Origin of the sequence: Rhodoferax saidenbachensis (genome assembly GCF_001955715.1) — a bacterium.
In the GTDB taxonomy this organism is placed as follows: domain Bacteria; phylum Pseudomonadota; class Gammaproteobacteria; order Burkholderiales; family Burkholderiaceae_C; genus Allorhodoferax; species Allorhodoferax saidenbachensis.
Window position 1 is genome coordinate 2,068,591 of the sequence record NZ_CP019239.1, and the last position, 16,244, is coordinate 2,084,834.

The following is a 16,244-nucleotide window of genomic DNA, read 5'->3' on the forward strand; positions in this document are numbered from 1 at the left end:
TCCCAAAAATCCAATATCCATACGCAGGAGACGTTCCCCATGACCGCACGCACCATCCAACAACTGTTTGACCTCAAGGGCAAGACCGCGCTGGTCACTGGCGGCTCGCGCGGCCTGGGTTTGCAAATGGCCCATGCACTGGGCGAAGCTGGCGCCAGGATCATGCTGAGCTCGCGCAAGGCCGAAGACCTGGAACAGGCCTGTGCCGAGCTGCAGGCCGCTGGCATTGACGCGCGCTGGATTGCCGCCGATTGCGCCAAAGACGCCGAAATCACCCGTCTGGCCGACGAGACCCTGCAGCGTATGGGCGACGTGGACATTCTGGTCAACAACGCGGGTGCCTCCTGGGGTGCCCCGGCCGAAGACCACCCCGTCGAGGCCTGGGACAAGGTGATGAACCTCAACGTGCGCGGCTACTTTTTGCTGAGCCAGATCATTGCCAAGAAAAGCATGATTCCGCGCTTCCAGAGCGCGCAAGCGATGGGCCAAAAGTACGGTGGCCGCATCATCAACGTGGCCTCGATTGCCGGTTTGAACGGCAATCCCGAAGGCATGATGACCATCGCCTACAACACCTCCAAGGGCGCCGTGGTCAACTTCACGCGCACGCTGGGCGCCGAATGGGGCAAGTACAACATCACCGTCAACGCCATCTGCCCGGGCTTTTTCCCCAGCAAGATGACCTACGGTCTGCTCAAGGCCATGGGCGAAGACAAGCTGGCTGCGGCTGCACCGCTCAAGCGCCTGGGCGATGACGAAGACCTGAAGGGCATCTGCCTGCTGTACGCGTCGGACGCGGGCAAACACATCACCGGTCAATGGCTCGCCGTCGATGGTGGTGTTTCTGTCGTAACCGGTGGCTGATTCCAAAGAATCCAATTGGGAGCGCGCCGTAGGGTTCGGCGTCGAGATCCCTTTTGTCAGCTTGCTCGGCTTCGAACTGCTGAAGTTCGAAGGCGGGCAGTCCGAGATCCAGTTTGCGCCCAAGCCGGAACATCTGAACTCCTTCAGCGTGACGCATGGCGGCGCGCTGATGACGCTGCTGGATGTGTCCATGGCGACGGCGGCACGCAGCCAGGCACCCGAGACCGGAGTGGTCACCATCGAGATGAAGACCAGTTTCATGCAGCCCGCCGTGGGCGTTCTCGTGGCCAAGGGCCAGTTGATGCACCGCACGGCCACCATGGCGTTTACCCAGTCCACCGTGTATGACGCGCAGGGCAGGGCGTGTGCCCACGCCACCGGCACCTTCAAATTCGTCAAACGCCTGCCCACCGGCGCGCGCACGGCGAACGACCTGAATCCGCCGCCTGCGGCCATTTCCACCGACTGATTTCAAGCCAAATCGGCCCCCAGCCCTCATACAGATTGCGCAAGCAGCTAGCAAAACAATAGCATTTTCAGGAGACTTCCATGCCTACCAATCAGCAAATCCACCTCGACAACCGCCCTGTGGGCGAAGCCGTTGCCAGCAACTTCAAGCTGGTCAGCAGCGAGACGCCCGCGTTGCAGGACGGCCAGGTTCTGGTGCGCCACCACTACCTGAGCCTGGACCCGTACATGCGCGGCCGCATGAACGACGCCAAGAGTTACGCACAACCGCAAGCCCTGGGCCAGACCATGGGTGGCGGTACGGTGGGTGAAGTCGTTGAATCAAAAAATCCAAAATTCGAAGTGGGCAACACTGTCGTCGGCATGGGCGGCTGGCAGGAGTACAGCGTGGTCGACGCGAACCAGCCCGGCGCGCTGCGCAAGGTGGACACCACCCACATACCGCTGAGCCACTACCTCGGCGCGGTGGGCATGCCGGGCGTGACCGCCTGGTATGGCCTTGTGAAGATCATCGCGCCGCAAGTGGGCCAGACCATGGTCATCAGCGCCGCCACCGGCGCGGTCGGGAGTGCGTTCGCAGCACTCAGCAAGGCACGCGGCTGCCGCACGGTGGGCATTGCCGGTGGCCCGGACAAATGCAAATACGCGGTAGACGAGCTGGGCTTTGACGCCTGCATCGACTACAAACTGCATAAAGATGCGGCCTCGCTGTCCAAGGCACTCAAGGAAGCCTGCCCCAACGGCGTGGATGGCTATTTCGAGAACGTGGGGGGCATGGTGCTGGACGCCGTGTTGACCCGCATGAACGCGTTTGGCCGCATCGCGGTCTGCGGCATGATCGCCGGCTACGACGGCCTGCCATTGCCCCTGGCGTACCCCGCGCTGATCCTGACGCAGCGTCTGAAGGTCGAAGGTTTTATCGTCAGCGAACACATGGAAATCTGGCCCGAGGCGCTCAAGGAGTTAGGCGGTCTAGTTGCTACCGGCAAGCTCAAACCGCGCGAGAGCATTGCGCAAGGTATTGCCGCTGCGCCAGAAGCCTTCCTGGGCCTGCTCAAGGGCAAGAACTTTGGCAAGCAATTGGTCAAGCTGATCTAAGGAATACCCATCTCCGTTCACACAACCACCTCCGTTCGGGCTGAGCTTGTCGAAGCCTCGCGAACCCTTCGACAAGCTCAGGGCGAACGGAAGATGACTCAGTCCGAACGAAGTCTTGGCAACTGAAAGTAAGGGAAAGCGCCATGAGCACTGAACTTTTGTACCCCCCCACCCACGCCGTCACCAATCAGGTGGAGCCGCTGGAGAACTACAACGTCTTCACCGGCAACCAGGCGCTGCGCGACGCGCTGAAGTTCAACGCGCCGGATCTGGACACGGCTTCGCTGGCGGCTCTCGGTGAGAAGCTGGGCACGGCGGAGTACCAGACCCATGCACGCCTGGCCAACGTCTACACGCCGGTGTTACACGCGCACGACCGCTTTGGCCGCCGCATTGACCAGGTGGAATTTCACCCCAGCTACCACGCGCTGATGAACCTGGCCGCCGAATCCGGCTTGCATGGTTCACCTTGGATGGATGCGGAGCACGGCCATATGAGCGCCGCTGGGCCGTCCCAAGGCGCGAAGGCCCCCTCGGGGGGCAGCGAACCACGCGCAGCGGGGAGCGTGGGGGCGCACATTCGGCGCGCCGCAGGCTTCGCGATGTTCACCGAGATGGAGCCTTCCATCCTGTGCCCCATCTCGATGACCTACGCGGTAATGCCCGCGCTGCACGGCAACGAAGCGATCTTCAAGGACTGGGCACCAGGCCTCTCGGCACGCGCCTACGACCCGGAACTGAAACTGTTCTCCAAGAAGCGCGGCCTGACGATGGGCATGGGTATGACGGAGAAGCAAGGCGGCTCCGATCTGCGTGCCAACACCACGCAGGCCACTGCTGACGGCACAGACGCCTGGGGCCAACGCTTCAAGCTGGTAGGCCACAAATGGTTTTTTTCGGCGCCGATGTGTGATGCCTTTCTAGTGTTGGCGCAAAGCGCGGCGGGTTTGTCGTGCTTCTTCATCCCGCGCGTCTTGCCCGATGGATCTTTGAACACGATCCGCGTGCAGCGTCTGAAGGACAAGCTGGGCAACAAGGCCAACGCCAGCTCCGAAGTCGAATTCCAGGGCGCAACCGCATGGCTGGTCGGCGTCGAAGGCCGCGGCGTGCCGCAGATACTGGAGATGGGCACGATGACGCGGCTGGACTGCGCCTTGGGCACCAGCGGCCTGATGCGCCAGGCGCTGTCCATCGCCATGAACCACGCGGCGCAGCGCGAAGCCTTTGGCAAGCGCCTGATCGACCAGCCGTTGATGCGCAATGTGCTGGCCGACCTTGCTCTGGAAAGTGAAGCGGCCACCGCACTGTCCATGCGGCTTGCACGCTCTTTTGACCGCAAGGATGACGCGCACGAACAGCTCATGGGCCGTTTGCTGACGCCCATCGCCAAGTTCTGGATCTGCAAGCGCGGCAGCGCATTTGCCCAAGAGGCGATGGAATGCCTGGGCGGCAACGGCTATGTGGAAGCGGGCGGCGAGGGCATCATGGCCCGCATTTACCGCGAGATGCCGCTCAACTCCATCTGGGAAGGGGCAGGCAACATCATGGCGCTGGACCTGCTGCGTGCCCTGCGCAAGGGCGATGCAGCCGCTGCGCTGGCCAAAGAGCTGGCGCCCGCGAAAGGCGCACACGCTGCGCTGGACCGGCTGGCTGCCGCCTTGCCCGCACGTGTGGAACTGATGGCGACCGAAATGGAAGCACGCCGCCTGGCGCAGGACGTGGCGCTGGCCGTGCAGGCCGCCATCCTGTACCAGAGCGCGCCCACGGCGGTGTTCGGTGCGTTCTGCGATTCGCGCCTGGGCGGCAACTGGGGTTACACCTTTGGCACGCTGGGTGCCGCGGTGGACTTTGATGCCATCCTCACCCGCGCGATGCCACGATAAATACTTACTCCGTTCGCCCTGAGCCTGTCGAAGCCTTGCGAACCCTTCGACAAGCTCAGGGCGAACGGTGTGTACTTTTAAAAACAGGAGACCCCCATGGCCGACATCATTCTTCACCACTACCCCACCTCGCCGTTTTCCGAAAAAATCCGGCTGGTGCTGGGCTACAAAAAGCTGGCCTGGAAGTCGGTCATCATCCCGGCCATCATGCCCAAGCCCGACGTGCTGGCGCTGACCGGCGGTTACCGCAAGACCCCGTTTATGCAGATCGGCAACGACGTGTACTGCGACAGCGCGTTGATCTGCGATGTGCTGGAGCACATCCAGCCCGCACCCACGCTGTACCCCGAGTCCAACAAAGGTCTGGCCCGCGTGCTGGCGCAGTGGGCCGACACCACGCTGTTCTGGGCCGCCATGGGTTACAACCTGCAGCCCAAGGGCGCAGCCTCCATGTTTGAAGGTGCGCCCCCTGAGGCTGCCAAGGCCTTTGGCGCCGACCGCGGCGCCATGTCCACCGGCATGACACGCCTGCGCCCGGGTGACGCCACCGCCGCCTACAAGAGCTACCTGCGCCGCATAGCCACCATGCTGGATGGTCAGGATTTCCTGATGGGCAATACGCCCTGCGTGGCTGACTTTGCCGCCTACCACCCGCTGTGGTTCAGCCGCGTGCGCGTGCCGCTGATGGCTGGTATTCTGGACGCCACACCCGCCGTACTGGGCTGGATGGACCGCATGGCGGCGCTGGGCCACGGCCAGTCGACGAAGCTGTCCGCTACAGAAGCAATAGCTGCTTGCGCAGCATCCACGGGGTCCAAATCGGAATTGGAGGCCCCATTTGGCCATGATTCTGACGGTACCTTCCAGGACGAACACGGTATCCCGCTGGGCAGCAGCGTGACCATTGCCGCTGAAACCTTTGGCCAGGAGCCCACCGAGGGCGAGCTGGTTGCGGCCACGCGTACGCGCTACACCCTGAAGCGCGTGGACGAGCGCGCAGGCACGGTGCATGTGCATTTCCCGCGTATTGGCTACGTGTTGAAAGCGGCCCAACCTGCATGAGCATGACCACCGTTCGGGCTGAGCCTGTCGAAGCCATCCGCTGGCAATGGCTGCCGTTTGACGCGCTGAGCCGTGACCAGTTGTATGAACTGCTGCGCTTGCGCAGCGAAGTGTTTGTGGTGGAGCAGAACTGCGTGTTCCAGGACATGGATGGGCTGGACGGCCAGGCCATGCATTTGCTGGGTACGCGCGTGGTGAACGGGGTGCCGCAGTTGGTGGCCTATGTGCGCTGCTTCCCGCCGGGCATTGCGTTTGACGAAGCCAGCATTGGCCGTGTGGTCACGCGCCAGAGCGCGCGCGGCGGTGGCCTGGGCCACGTGCTGATGGCCGAGGCCATTCGCACACTGCAGCAGCAGTGGGGCGCGCAGCCCATCCGCATTGGGGCGCAGGCCCACCTCAAAGACTTTTACCAGCGCCACGGCTTTGCCGATGTCGACAAGCCCTATGTGGAAGACGGCATAGACCACATCGAAATGCTGCGCGCGCCCAGCTGACTGACAGAATTTTTATAGGAGACACCCGTGATTACTGATTTCAAAAACAAGACTGCCGTGTTGACCGGCGGCGGTTCCGGCTTTGGCCTGGAGTGCGCCCGCATTGGCGCCAAGCTGGGCATGAACCTGGTGCTGGCCGACGTGCAGCAGGACGCGCTGGACAAGGCCGTGGCCGAGTTGGAGGCCGCTGGTGCGCAGGTACTGGGCATGCGTGTGGATGTGTCCAAGGCAGACCAGGTAGAAGTGCTGGGTGCCGCCACGCTCAAGCGTTTTGGCGCACCGCATTTTGTCTTTAACAACGCCGGCGTGGGGGCAGGGGGCCTGATCTGGGAAAACAGCGCAGCCGACTGGGAGTGGGTGATTGGCGTAAACCTGATGGGCGTGGCCCACGGTATTCGTGTGTTCACCCCCATGATGCTGGAGGCCGCCGCCAAAGACCCATCCTGGCAGGGCCACATCGTCAACACCGCCAGCATGGCCGGTTTGCTCAACGCGCCCAATATGGGCATCTACGGCGCGAGCAAACATGCCGTGGTCAGCATGAGCGAGACCCTGTACCAGGATTTGGCGCTGGTGACCGATCAGATTTCGGCCAGCGTGTTGTGCCCGTTCTTTGTGCCCACCGGCATCAGCCAGAGCCACCGCAACCGCCCGCAAGAGTTCAAGGCCGAGAAGCCCACCAAGAGCCAGCTGATCGGCCAGGCCATGAGCGACAAGGCCGTGGGCAGCGGCAAGATCACCGCCGCCGAAGTGGCGCAAAAGGTATTTGACAGCATTGCCGCCAACCAGTTCTACATCTACAGCCATCCCAAGGCGATTGGCTCGGTGCAGACGCGTATGGAAGATGTGCTGATGGCACGCAACCCGACCGATCCGTTTGCAGGAAAGCCGGAATTGGGTGTGGAACTGAAGAAAGCCCTGCGCGCGCAGTAGCCCTGCGGCAGGGCGTCAGCACTGCTGAAAACAGGCCTTGGCGACGCTCCCGATGATGCTTCCGGCAAGCGGGGCGCGCTGTAGCCTAAAATACAAGTTGTTTTTTTACTTTCTGGAAAATCTCATGGGCAACAAAATCGTTACCGAAGCTGATCGCAAAGCTACTCCCCGTCCTGCTCCCCAGCCTGGTTTCACCCTGCCCACCGGCGGCCGTGGCCAACGCGTGAGCCTGGAACGTGGTGTTTCCACCCGCAGCAAGAAGAACCCTGGCAAGCGTCCTTCCAAAGGCGGTTGATGGCTGCGGCCCCGGCCGCACACCCTGCGCAAAGCCCTCTACGGAGGGCTTTTCTTTTGGGCGCTTGGCGCAAAGTCCCCGAAACGACAAAGCTTAATACGGGACACGGGTGCTTATCTCTTAGTATGTACGCATAAATCAAAAGGAGACAGCATGACAGCCCCCAAGAACGCCCTGGACTTTGTCTATGAGCACGCCATCAACCACCGCGACACCATCTACCTGACCCAGCCTCTGGGCGGTGGGCAAGTTGCCGATTACACCTGGGGCCAGACAGTCGACCAGGCCCGGCGTATGGCGGCGCACCTGAAGGCGCAAAACTTTGAGCAGGGCGCGCGGGTTGCCATCCTGTCCAAGAACTGCGCCCATTTCATCATGGCCGAGCTGGCCATCTGGATGGCCGGCGGCACCACGGTCGCCATCTTCCCCACCGAAACCGCAGACACCATCCGTTACGTGCTGGAGCACAGCGGCGCCAGCCTGCTGTTTGTCGGCAAGTTGGACACTTGGGAGCAGCAAGTCAGCGGCGTGCCCACCGGCCTGCCATGTATTGCTTTCCCGCTTGCACCCAAGACCACGTACACCACCTGGGACGCCATTACCGCCAAGACGGCGCCTCTGGCCGAGCAGACCCGCCGTGGTGCGACCGAAATTGCCATCCTGATGTACACCTCGGGCTCCACCGGTCAGCCCAAGGGCGTGATGCACAGCTTTGAGCGCATGACCGCTGCCAGCCAGGGCATGGTGGATTACCTCAAGCTGTATCTCGGGAAGGATACGGCGGTGCGGGTGCTGTCTTATCTGCCGCTGGCCCACATCTATGAGCGCGCCTGGGTGGAATGCGCCTCGCTGGTCGATGGCCGGGCCCACATCTTCTTTGCCGAGTCGCTGGACACCTTCCTGGCCGACCTGAACCGTGCACGGCCCAACACCTTTATCTCGGTACCACGCCTGTGGCTCAAGTTCCAGCAGGGCGTGTTTGCCAAGATGCCGCCGCAAAAACTGGCGCGCCTGCTGCGCATCCCGATTTTGGGGCGCATCGTGGGGCGCAAGGTACTCAAGGGCCTGGGCCTGGACCAGGCCATCCTGGCGTCCAGCGGCTCTGCGCCGATTCCGCCCGCACTGATCGAGTGGTACCGCAGCATCGGCCTGAACCTGCTGGAAGGCTACGGCATGACCGAGGACTTTGCCTACTCACACGCCTCCACGCCCGCGGCCAACGCGCCTGGTTGCGTGGGGGTGCCGCTGCCCAACGTGCAGGTGCGCATCAGCGAAGAGGGTGAAATCCAGATCAAGTCGCCCGGCACCATGGTGGGCTACTACAAGCGCCCTGACCTGGACGCCGAAGTATTCACCGCCGACGGCTTCTTCCGCACCGGTGACCGTGGCGAGCGCTCGCCCAGCGGTCTGATGAAAATCACCGGCCGCGTGAAAGAGCTGTTCAAGACCGCCAAGGGCAAGTACGTGGCCCCGGCACCGATCGAGAACAAGATCAATGCCAACCCGTTGATCGAGCTGAGCATGGTTTCCGGCGTGGGCCAGCCCTCGGCGTACGCCATGGTGGTGCTGGCCGAATCGATCCGCCCCAAGCTCTCTGATCCGGCGGTGCGTGCCGATGTGCAGGCCCAGCTTACCGAGCTGCTGCACAGCGTGAACGCCACACTGTCCGACTACGAGCAGTTGCGCATGATTGTGGTGGCGTCCGAGCCCTGGAGCATCGAAAACGGCTGCCTGACCCCCACCATGAAGATCAAACGCAGCCGCGTCGAAGCCGTGGTCGAGGCCAGTCTGCCCGGCTGGTACGAGGCCAAAGGCCCCGTACTCTGGGCCTGATCCGAACCTGCATCAGGAGAGGCGGCGCGGGCCTTGCCAGCGCCGCCAGTATTCCAGCGCCACCCGGTAGGTCGTCAACTGCACCTGCACCGTGTCTTCCACGCGGGTGCCGTAGCCGCCCGCCATGGCAAACACGAGCGGAATGCGGCGCGTAAAACACCAGTCCATGACGCGCCGGTCACGTGCCTCCAATCCGTCGGCTGTGAGCTTGAGGCGGCCCAGGCGGTCGCCTTCGTGCGGGTCGGCACCGGCGAGGTAGATCACCAGGCCTGGCGTAAACCGCTGCTCCAGCGTCTGCAAGGCCTGCTCCAGCGCCGCCAGATAATCCGCGTCCCCACAGCCATCGGGCAGTGCCACGTCCAAGTCACCGGCTTCCTTGCGAAACGGGAAATTCTTGTCACCGTGCAGCGACAGCGTGAACACGCTGTCATCGTTCTGGAACAGGTGCGCCGTGCCATTGCCCTGGTGCACATCCAGATCCACCACGGCCACCTGCAGCGGCGGGCGGCGCAGCCCTTGGGCGCTGGTCTGACGGCCCCATTCGGCCTGCATCAGCCGTGCGGTCACGGCCACATCGTTGAACACACAAAAGCCGCCACCGCGGTCGGCATAGGCGTGGTGTGTGCCACCGGCCAGATTGGCGGCGATGCCTTCATGCATTGCTACGCGGGCGGCGGCAATGGTGGCACCCACGGAGCGGCGGGCCCGTTCGGCCATGGCTTCGCTCCACGGGAAACCGATCTCGCGCATCACCTTGGCATCAACCGTGCCGTCTGCAATCGCCTGGATATAGGCCGGGCTGTGGGCAAAGGCCAGTTCACCGTCTGTTGCCGCGGGTGCCTGCGCCAGTTGGATAGCGGGCAGGTGCTGGGCCAACTGGTCGCGCAACATGCGGTACTTGGCCATGGGAAAACGGTGCCCAGGAGGCAGGGGCAGTACAAAGTGGTCGCTGTAGAAAGCCTGCATGCGGAAATAGAAATTGAAACGCGTGTGCTGTCCGGCTGCCGGATTCAGAGCTTGGAGATACCGGCGTATTTTTTCAGGATGGCGTCGTAAACACCGTTAGCCTGGATGGACCTGAGTCCGGCGTTGAAACGGTCACGCAGTTCAGCATCACGAAACACGACTTTGCGCGGGTTGGGTGGAAAAATGGTGTGGATGGTGACAGGCTGGTTGCCATCAATTTTCGGAATGAGCTGGGTGCTGAAGTAGCGAAATATCAGGCGGTCCCCTATGACCACGTCCACATGGCTGGTGAATAACAGGTTGTTCTGGATGATCTGCTGCGGGTATTCCTTGTAGTCGGCATGGCGTTCGGCCATGGCCTTGAAGCTTGCCCCCAGCACCACACTGGCATTCTGGAACGCGGCAACGGAATAGTTGGACAAGTCCTCAATGGTTCTCAGCCGGATGTTGCGGCTGCTCAGCGTGACGGCCACGTTGTAGTACGTGATGTAGGGAGCGGAGAAGAAGTTGTTGCCGCCTATGCCTTCGTCCACCCCCAGAAGGGCATCGAGCTGGCCGGCGCGTTGCATAGCCAGGGCCCGCGCGGGGGGAAACTGCAGGCCATTCATTTGGTAACCGGCTGCGGCAAAAGCCTGTTCGGCAATTTCCACCTCCAGCCCGGCTTTGCCGGATTCGAGGATGTACGGTGGTTTGGAGAGGCCCATACCTACACGCACTGGTGTGCCGGGTTGTGCAAATACCAGCGGCGCCGCGCTGGCCAGGAGCATGCCAATGCGTATAAACCGTGGGAGCAGGCGTGTCCACAACATAGGCGCAGTGTATGCCCAAGAACAGCGAAATACCTATCGCAAAATGCCGGTACGACCTATGTGCGGATACCCAGCCTCCACAGCGAGGTGACCTCTGCAGCACGCGCGGCGTGCAATGGATCGGAGGCATCCATGGCTTTGGGGTGTTGTGGCTTGGCGTCCAGCCGGCCGAGCACGGTGAGGCCTGCTGCTTCAATGGCTGCGAGCAGCTCGGTGCGGGTACGCAGACCCAGATGTTCCGCAAAGTCCGACAGGATCAGCCAGCCTTCGCCACCCGGCACCAGGTGCGCAGCCAGCCCGTTGAGGAAACCCAGCAGCATGCGGCTGCCTTCGTCGTACACCGCGTGTTCAATCGGCGCGCTGGGCCGCGCGGGCAACCAGGGCGGGTTACAGACGATAACGGAGGCTCTTCCAAACGCCTCGGGTGGAAAGAGGTCAGCTTGCAATACTTTCACCCTGGCCGCAACGCCAAGTTGTTGCAAATTGGCGTTCGCGCAGGCCAGCGCGCGCGGGTCCTGGTCAGTCGCTATGACGTGCGCGATGCCACGGCGTGCCAGCATCGCCGACAGCACGCCGGAGCCCACGCCAATATCAAAGGCTACGAGAGGTAGCTGTCCGGTTTTCGGCAATGGCACCTTGGCCACCAAGTCCACGTATTCACCCCGCACCGGTGAGAACACGCCGTAACTGGGGTAAATGCGGTTGTTGGGTGCGTTGCCCAGCACCGATATCTCCACGCCCTTTTTGTGCCACTCGTGCGCGCTGACCATGCCCAGCAGATCGCGCAACGAAGCAACGCTGTTCCCATCGGTCTCCACCACCGGGCCCCACGCCTCGGCACAGGCTTCGCGCGCGTCCGGCGCGCGGCGCAGGGGGATGCTGTAGTCCGCGTTAAACGGCAGCAACACGGTTGCCAGAATGCGTGCGCGTTGCGATTGGGCCTGGCGATGCTGGTTGAACGCATCAACGGGCGAGACTTCGGGCGCCGGGGCGCCAGCCGCCTTGCGTTTCTTGCGCTCTGGTGTCTTGTCGATGCGACGCGCCAATGCCTGCAGCAACTGGCGCGCATTGTGAAAGTCGCCGCGCCACAGCAGCGCCGTGCCCGCGCAGGCGAGGCGGTAGGCATCGTCCGCGGTCATCGTGTCGTCTGCCAGCACCACTTTTTTGGGTGGTGCAGCGCCGCGTTCGGAGCGCCAAAGCGCAGCGCACTCCTGGCCAGACTCTGTCCAGTGGATCGTTGGGGTGTTTGTGACGGGAAGGGTGCCGACGCTAGGGAGAGTGGTGGACATCGGCAGATCAGCTTCTGGTTTTCAGGTTTCTAAAGGTTGTGGCGCACGGCAGGCGTGCGCATGGTGACCAGCTCTTCGGCAGCGGTGGGGTGTACGGCCAGTGTGGCGTCCAACGCGGTTTTGGTGGCTTGCAGTTGCAGCGCCACGCCTACCAGTTGCGCCATTTCACCGGTGTCGGGGCCTACGGCATGAAAACCCAGCACACGGTCGGTGTCACGGTCGACCAGCAGTTTGAGCAACATCTTGCCGGTATGCCCGGAGAGAGTGGCCTTCAGCGGGCGAAAGGTGGATCGGTACACGTCCAGACGGGGATATTGCGCCAGCGCCTGTTGTTCGGTGAGGCCCACCACACCGGCTTCGGGCGTGGTGAATACTGCCGTGGGCACCAGCGCATGGTCCACAGAGCGTGGTGTCTTGCCAAATACGGTGTCGGCAAACGCATGGCCTTCGCGGATGGCCATGGGGGTGAGGTTGACGCGGTTGGTCACGTCGCCCACCGCGTAAATGCCAGGCACCGTGGTCTGGCTGAATGCATCGACCGGAATGGCGCCGTGTTTGTCCAGTGCAATCCCCAATGCTTCCAGGCCAAGGCCTTTTGTGTTTGGCCCACGGCCCAGCGCGCGCAGCACGCAGTCGGCAGGCAGGGTGTCGCCGTTGTCCAGTTGCACCTGCAGTGCGCCATCCTTGCGGCTGATGGCCTGCACTTCGCGGCCAAAGCGGAACTCCAGGCCACTGTGCGCCATTTCAGCGGCCAGGTGCTGGCGCATCTCATCGTCAAAGCCACGCAGAATCTGCTCACCACGCACCACCACCGTGACCTGCGCGCCCAACAGTTGCAGTACACAGGCCAGTTCCAGCGCGATGTAGCCCGCGCCTTGCACCACCACACGTTCTGGCAGGGCTTGTAAATCGAAGAAACCGTTGGAGTCGATCGCCAGTTCATTCCCGGAAATGGCTGGGCCCGGCGCCGGCTTTGCGCCAGTAGCTATCAAAATATGAGTAGCCTGATGCTGCTCGCCGTTCGACAGTTGCACCGTTTTGGCATCCATCAGCACGGCACGCCCCTCAAAAATCTGCACACCGGAGGCCAGCAGGTTGCTGCGGTAGATGCCCTCCAGGCGGGCCACTTCGGCGTCGCGCCGGGTCTTCAGCGTGGCCCAGTCGAAGCGCGGGGCATCCACCGTCCAGCCAAAACCGGCCGCTTCTTCAAACTCCTGTGCGAAGCGCGAGGCATAGACCATCAGCTTCTTGGGCACGCAACCGCGGATCACGCAGGTGCCGCCCAGCCGGTATTCCTCAACCAGCGCTACGCGCGCGCCGTGGTTGGCCGCAATGCGGGCGGCGCGCACGCCACCCGAGCCACCGCCGATAACGATCAAATCAAATTGGGCCATGGGCGGGATTAACTGATGTGGTTGGAGAGCCATTCCAGCGTGCGCCCGCGCGCCAGGGCTGCTGCGCGCTGGTTGTACATGGGGCGCCCCCAGCAGTTAAAGCCGTGGTCTGCACCTTCGTACACGTGGAACTGTGCGTTGGAGTGGCCGGCGAATGCGCCCTTGACCGCGTCCACCGCGGTGGCGGGAATGTGGGCATCGAGCGCGCCGTAGTGGAACAGGATGGGCACCTGGATCTTGGGTGCCACATCCAGCGCGTTTTGAATGCCACCGCCGTAGTAGCAAACCGCAGTGTCTACCGCGCCGGTTGCCGCCAGTTGGTACGACAGCCGCCCGCCCATGCAGAAGCCCGCCACGCCGACCTTGCCGGTCACTTCCGGACGCTGGCGCAGGGCCTGGGCCGTGGCCATCAGGTCCTTCACCGCGTTCGGGCCATCCAGGCCGTTCATCAACTGGTAGGCCTTTTGGGTGCCCGCTTCGTCGTAGATCAGATCAGTTTTGGGCTCCTGGCGCCAGAACACATCGGGCGCCAGCACCACGTAGCCGTCCATGGCGTACTGGTCCGCGACGGCGCGGATATGCGCATTCACGCCCCAGATTTCCTGGATCAGCACCAGGCCGGGGCCTTTACCGGTGGGGGGCAGGGACAGATAAGCGTCAAACGCCTTGCCGTCGTGGCTAGGGATGGAAATGGTGGTGCCGGGCATGCTGTGTCCTCAGTGAAATGGTCGGCGCAGTTTACGGCAATGACCTTTTCAACGAGCGGATTGGGGGCACTTGTCCCCGGGAATACCGGCCGATTCTTGGGATCGCGGCATAACCGGTCCAAGTTTTGCACCGCCCCCTATGGGTCAAATTTCGGCGGTAATCAGCAGTTTATGCATCAAATGTGCCTGTAGCCCTTATGGAATTTGCGCAAGCAGCTATTTTATTGATAGCAATTTGCGGGTGTTCAGCGCAAGCGAGCTACTTCTTTCCGCCCTTCAACTCTTCCATGCGCTCATTGAAATACGCGCCCACGGTGTAACGCTCAGAGAGCACCACCTCGCGGCGCGGGTGCAGGAACAGGGGTAGCGAAATGCGTGACTTGGTGGCTGCCTCTCCCGTGGGGTTGAGCACGCGGTGCGAGGTGCTGGGGTAGTAGTGGCCCGAGGCTTCCTGCAACATGTCGCCAATATTCACGATCAGTAGGCCGAAGTCGCGCGGCACGTCAAACCAGAACTTGTCTTTGCCCAGCACCTGCAGGCCGGGCTCGGTGGCAGCGGGCAGGATGGTCAGCAGGTTGATGTCTTCATGCGCAGCGGCGCGCACGGCGCCAGCTTCCTCGTCACCGTGCAGCGGCGGGTAGTGCAGCACGCGCAGAAGCGTCTGGTCACAGCCCTCGATCATCTTGGGCAGGGGCTCGGTGTAGCGGGCTTTCACCTCGGGCGGCGAGTTGTCCTCCACCCAATTCAAGAGTGTGGCGGCAAGCTGGCTGCCCTGCACGTAGTAGCGGCGCGCGGCGTCAGACACCTCCGTGGGGTAACGGCCCCAGGGGTAGATGTGGAAGAACTCCTTGAGGTCTTTCTTGGTGTTGTTCTTGGCGGTTTCCGACACATTGGGCGGAAAGTAGCCGTCAAATTTGACCGGGTCTTGCAGGTACTGGTGTTTGGCTTCGGTCTTGAAGAAGGCCAGCCATTCGTCATAAATACCTTCCACCAGGTCACGCTGCAGAGGATGGTTTTTCAGCACGCCAAAGCCGGTTTCGTGCAGGCTTTTGCAAAACTCCTGTGGGGCGGTGGGGCTCTGGAAATCAACGACGGGTAAATGCATAGCGGCTGCTCCTCAGTGGCATGCAGTGATTAGGCGCCAATCCAGGGGCGCAGCAGGGTTTGTTCCAGCACGGTGGAGCAGGCGTCTGCGTCGACCTGCATGCAGGCCTGGGTGTCGGGCACGGTGGTGTCCCAGCCGTGCTGTGGGTAGTTGACCTCTCGGCGGCGCAACATGGTCTGGCCCTGGGCCAGGCCTTCGGTGGCGACGCGGACGCGGCCATGCTCCAGTGTGAACAGTTCAGGGTTCGTGAGGTAGATGAAGGCCAGCACGTCATGGCCAAAGCAGCCATGGATCTTGGCCACATGCGGGTACAGGCCGCTGTAGAAATCGGCGTAGAAGTTGACCGCGTGCAGCAGCGTGTCGGTAGCCACGTGTTTATGGTGTTGCGCAATGCGGCGGAACATTTCCACGGGAACGATCACGCGGTGTGTTACGTCCAGGCCCACCATGGTGAGCTTCCAGCCCGCGGTGAACACCTTGTCGGCCGCGTGCGGGTCGTTCCAGATGTTGGCCTCGGCCACGGGGCTCACGTTGCCAGGTTCCAGCACCGTGCCACCCATGAGGATGACTTCGCGCAGCAGCTTGGGCAGTTCGGGCTCCAGCATCAGCGCAGCGGCGAGGTTGCCCAGCGGGCCTACGGCTACCAGCGTGATTTCGCCGGGCTGGGCGCGTGCCATGTCGACAATGAACTGGGCCGCGCTGCGTCCGTCGGCCTTGCCGCCCACCGGCTGGCGCGCGGGCAGGTTGCCCAAGCCGTCTGCACCGTGAATGAAGGCGGGTGGCGCTTCGCCGGGTTTGACCCACGGAGTCGCCACGCCCTCGGCGACCGGAATCTTGCGGTTGACCAGTGCAGTCAGGTACAGCGCGTTGGTGGTGGCCTGTTGCACCGAGACATTGCCGAAGGTGGTGGTGATACCCACCATGTCGATGTTGGCGTGGGCCAGGGCGAAGTACAGCGCCATGGCGTCGTCCACGCCGGGGTCGGTGTCGTAAATAACTTTGCGGGGAGCGTTGGTGGTCATAGGGTGTCCAGAAAAGGCGGGG

The 16,244-nt window shown here is 62.6% G+C and carries 16 protein-coding genes; 9 read left to right on the forward strand and 7 right to left on the reverse strand.

What is annotated here, in order from left to right:
• Window positions 1-39 precede the first annotated feature (39 nt).
• From RS694_RS09875 to RS694_RS09915, 9 genes are all read left to right on the forward strand, one after another.
• Window positions 40-864, forward strand: coding sequence for an SDR family oxidoreductase (locus tag RS694_RS09875; protein WP_029707451.1), 825 nt, complete (start codon window positions 40-42; stop codon window positions 862-864).
• Window positions 857-1,333, forward strand: a complete 477-nt coding sequence (locus RS694_RS09880) for a PaaI family thioesterase (RefSeq protein WP_051391855.1) — start codon at window positions 857-859, stop codon at window positions 1,331-1,333. The genes RS694_RS09875 and RS694_RS09880 overlap by 8 nt, the downstream gene beginning before the upstream one ends.
• An 80-nt stretch (window positions 1,334-1,413) precedes the next feature.
• A complete protein-coding gene (locus RS694_RS09885) occupies window positions 1,414-2,430 on the forward strand; it encodes an NADP-dependent oxidoreductase (RefSeq protein WP_029707449.1) in 1,017 nt (338 codons plus the stop codon).
• A 143-nt stretch (window positions 2,431-2,573) separates the two neighbouring features.
• Complete coding sequence (locus RS694_RS09890; protein WP_029707448.1) at window positions 2,574-4,313, forward strand: acyl-CoA dehydrogenase family protein; 1,740 nt, start codon at window positions 2,574-2,576, stop codon at window positions 4,311-4,313.
• 96 nt (window positions 4,314-4,409) lie between these two features.
• On the forward strand, window positions 4,410-5,375 hold the full coding sequence (locus RS694_RS09895) for a glutathione S-transferase family protein (protein WP_076069543.1): 966 nt from the start codon (window positions 4,410-4,412) through the stop codon (window positions 5,373-5,375).
• On the forward strand, window positions 5,372-5,869 hold the full coding sequence (locus RS694_RS09900) for a GNAT family N-acetyltransferase (protein ID WP_241464203.1): 498 nt from the start codon (window positions 5,372-5,374) through the stop codon (window positions 5,867-5,869). The genes RS694_RS09895 and RS694_RS09900 overlap by 4 nt, the downstream gene beginning before the upstream one ends.
• 27 nt (window positions 5,870-5,896) lie before the next feature.
• Entirely contained in the window at window positions 5,897-6,802 is a 906-nt protein-coding gene (locus RS694_RS09905) for an SDR family oxidoreductase (protein WP_029709586.1), read from the forward strand.
• Between the two features lie 124 nt (window positions 6,803-6,926).
• Window positions 6,927-7,097 (forward strand): hypothetical protein, encoded by a 171-nt coding sequence (locus RS694_RS20600; protein WP_169731134.1) that lies wholly within the window; start codon window positions 6,927-6,929, stop codon window positions 7,095-7,097.
• A 153-nt stretch (window positions 7,098-7,250) separates the two neighbouring features.
• On the forward strand, window positions 7,251-8,930 hold the full coding sequence (locus tag RS694_RS09915) for an AMP-binding protein (protein ID WP_029709585.1): 1,680 nt from the start codon (window positions 7,251-7,253) through the stop codon (window positions 8,928-8,930).
• A gap of 12 nt (window positions 8,931-8,942) precedes the next feature.
• Here RS694_RS09915 and RS694_RS09920 read toward each other — a convergent pair whose 3' ends face one another.
• From RS694_RS09920 to RS694_RS09950, 7 genes are all read right to left on the reverse strand, one after another.
• Window positions 8,943-9,896 carry a histone deacetylase family protein gene (locus RS694_RS09920; protein WP_029709584.1) on the reverse strand — a complete coding sequence of 318 codons (954 nt, stop codon included), beginning with the start codon at window positions 9,894-9,896 and terminating at the stop codon, window positions 8,943-8,945.
• Window positions 9,897-9,940: 44 nt separating this feature from the next.
• Window positions 9,941-10,705, reverse strand: a complete 765-nt coding sequence (locus RS694_RS09925; RefSeq protein ID WP_081708726.1) for a substrate-binding periplasmic protein — start codon at window positions 10,703-10,705, stop codon at window positions 9,941-9,943.
• Window positions 10,706-10,761: 56 nt separating this feature from the next.
• Window positions 10,762-11,994 carry a methyltransferase gene (locus RS694_RS09930; RefSeq protein WP_051392138.1) on the reverse strand — a complete coding sequence of 411 codons (1,233 nt, stop codon included), beginning with the start codon at window positions 11,992-11,994 and terminating at the stop codon, window positions 10,762-10,764.
• 29 nt (window positions 11,995-12,023) lie between these two features.
• Window positions 12,024-13,388 carry a glutathione-disulfide reductase gene (gene gorA / locus RS694_RS09935; RefSeq protein WP_029709581.1) on the reverse strand — a complete coding sequence of 455 codons (1,365 nt, stop codon included), beginning with the start codon at window positions 13,386-13,388 and terminating at the stop codon, window positions 12,024-12,026.
• Window positions 13,389-13,396: 8 nt separating this feature from the next.
• Window positions 13,397-14,095, reverse strand: a complete 699-nt coding sequence (locus RS694_RS09940; RefSeq protein ID WP_029709580.1) for a dienelactone hydrolase family protein — start codon at window positions 14,093-14,095, stop codon at window positions 13,397-13,399.
• Between the two features lie 259 nt (window positions 14,096-14,354).
• A complete protein-coding gene (locus RS694_RS09945; protein ID WP_029709579.1) occupies window positions 14,355-15,200 on the reverse strand; it encodes a 2OG-Fe(II) oxygenase family protein in 846 nt (281 codons plus the stop codon).
• 29 nt (window positions 15,201-15,229) lie between these two features.
• Window positions 15,230-16,222, reverse strand: coding sequence for a nucleoside hydrolase (locus RS694_RS09950; protein WP_029709578.1), 993 nt, complete (start codon window positions 16,220-16,222; stop codon window positions 15,230-15,232).
• Window positions 16,223-16,244: the final 22 nt, after the last annotated feature.

Coding starts and splice junctions, on each gene's coding strand:
- RS694_RS09875 (WP_029707451.1), top strand. CDS start 40: ATGACCGCACGCACCATCCAACAACTGTTTGACCTCAAGGGCAAGACC.
- RS694_RS09885 (WP_029707449.1), top strand. CDS start 1,414: ATGCCTACCAATCAGCAAATCCACCTCGACAACCGCCCTGTGGGCGAA.
- RS694_RS09890 (WP_029707448.1), top strand. CDS start 2,574: ATGAGCACTGAACTTTTGTACCCCCCCACCCACGCCGTCACCAATCAG.
- RS694_RS09895 (WP_076069543.1), top strand. CDS start 4,410: ATGGCCGACATCATTCTTCACCACTACCCCACCTCGCCGTTTTCCGAA.
- RS694_RS09900 (WP_241464203.1), top strand. CDS start 5,372: ATGAGCATGACCACCGTTCGGGCTGAGCCTGTCGAAGCCATCCGCTGG.
- RS694_RS20600 (WP_169731134.1), top strand. CDS start 6,927: ATGGGCAACAAAATCGTTACCGAAGCTGATCGCAAAGCTACTCCCCGT.
- RS694_RS09915 (WP_029709585.1), top strand. CDS start 7,251: ATGACAGCCCCCAAGAACGCCCTGGACTTTGTCTATGAGCACGCCATC.
- RS694_RS09920 (WP_029709584.1), bottom strand. CDS start 9,896: ATGCAGGCTTTCTACAGCGACCACTTTGTACTGCCCCTGCCTCCTGGG.
- RS694_RS09925 (WP_081708726.1), bottom strand. CDS start 10,705: ATGTTGTGGACACGCCTGCTCCCACGGTTTATACGCATTGGCATGCTC.
- RS694_RS09930 (WP_051392138.1), bottom strand. CDS start 11,994: ATGTCCACCACTCTCCCTAGCGTCGGCACCCTTCCCGTCACAAACACC.
- gorA (WP_029709581.1), bottom strand. CDS start 13,388: ATGGCCCAATTTGATTTGATCGTTATCGGCGGTGGCTCGGGTGGCGTG.
- RS694_RS09940 (WP_029709580.1), bottom strand. CDS start 14,095: ATGCCCGGCACCACCATTTCCATCCCTAGCCACGACGGCAAGGCGTTT.
- RS694_RS09945 (WP_029709579.1), bottom strand. CDS start 15,200: ATGCATTTACCCGTCGTTGATTTCCAGAGCCCCACCGCCCCACAGGAG.
- RS694_RS09950 (WP_029709578.1), bottom strand. CDS start 16,222: ATGACCACCAACGCTCCCCGCAAAGTTATTTACGACACCGACCCCGGC.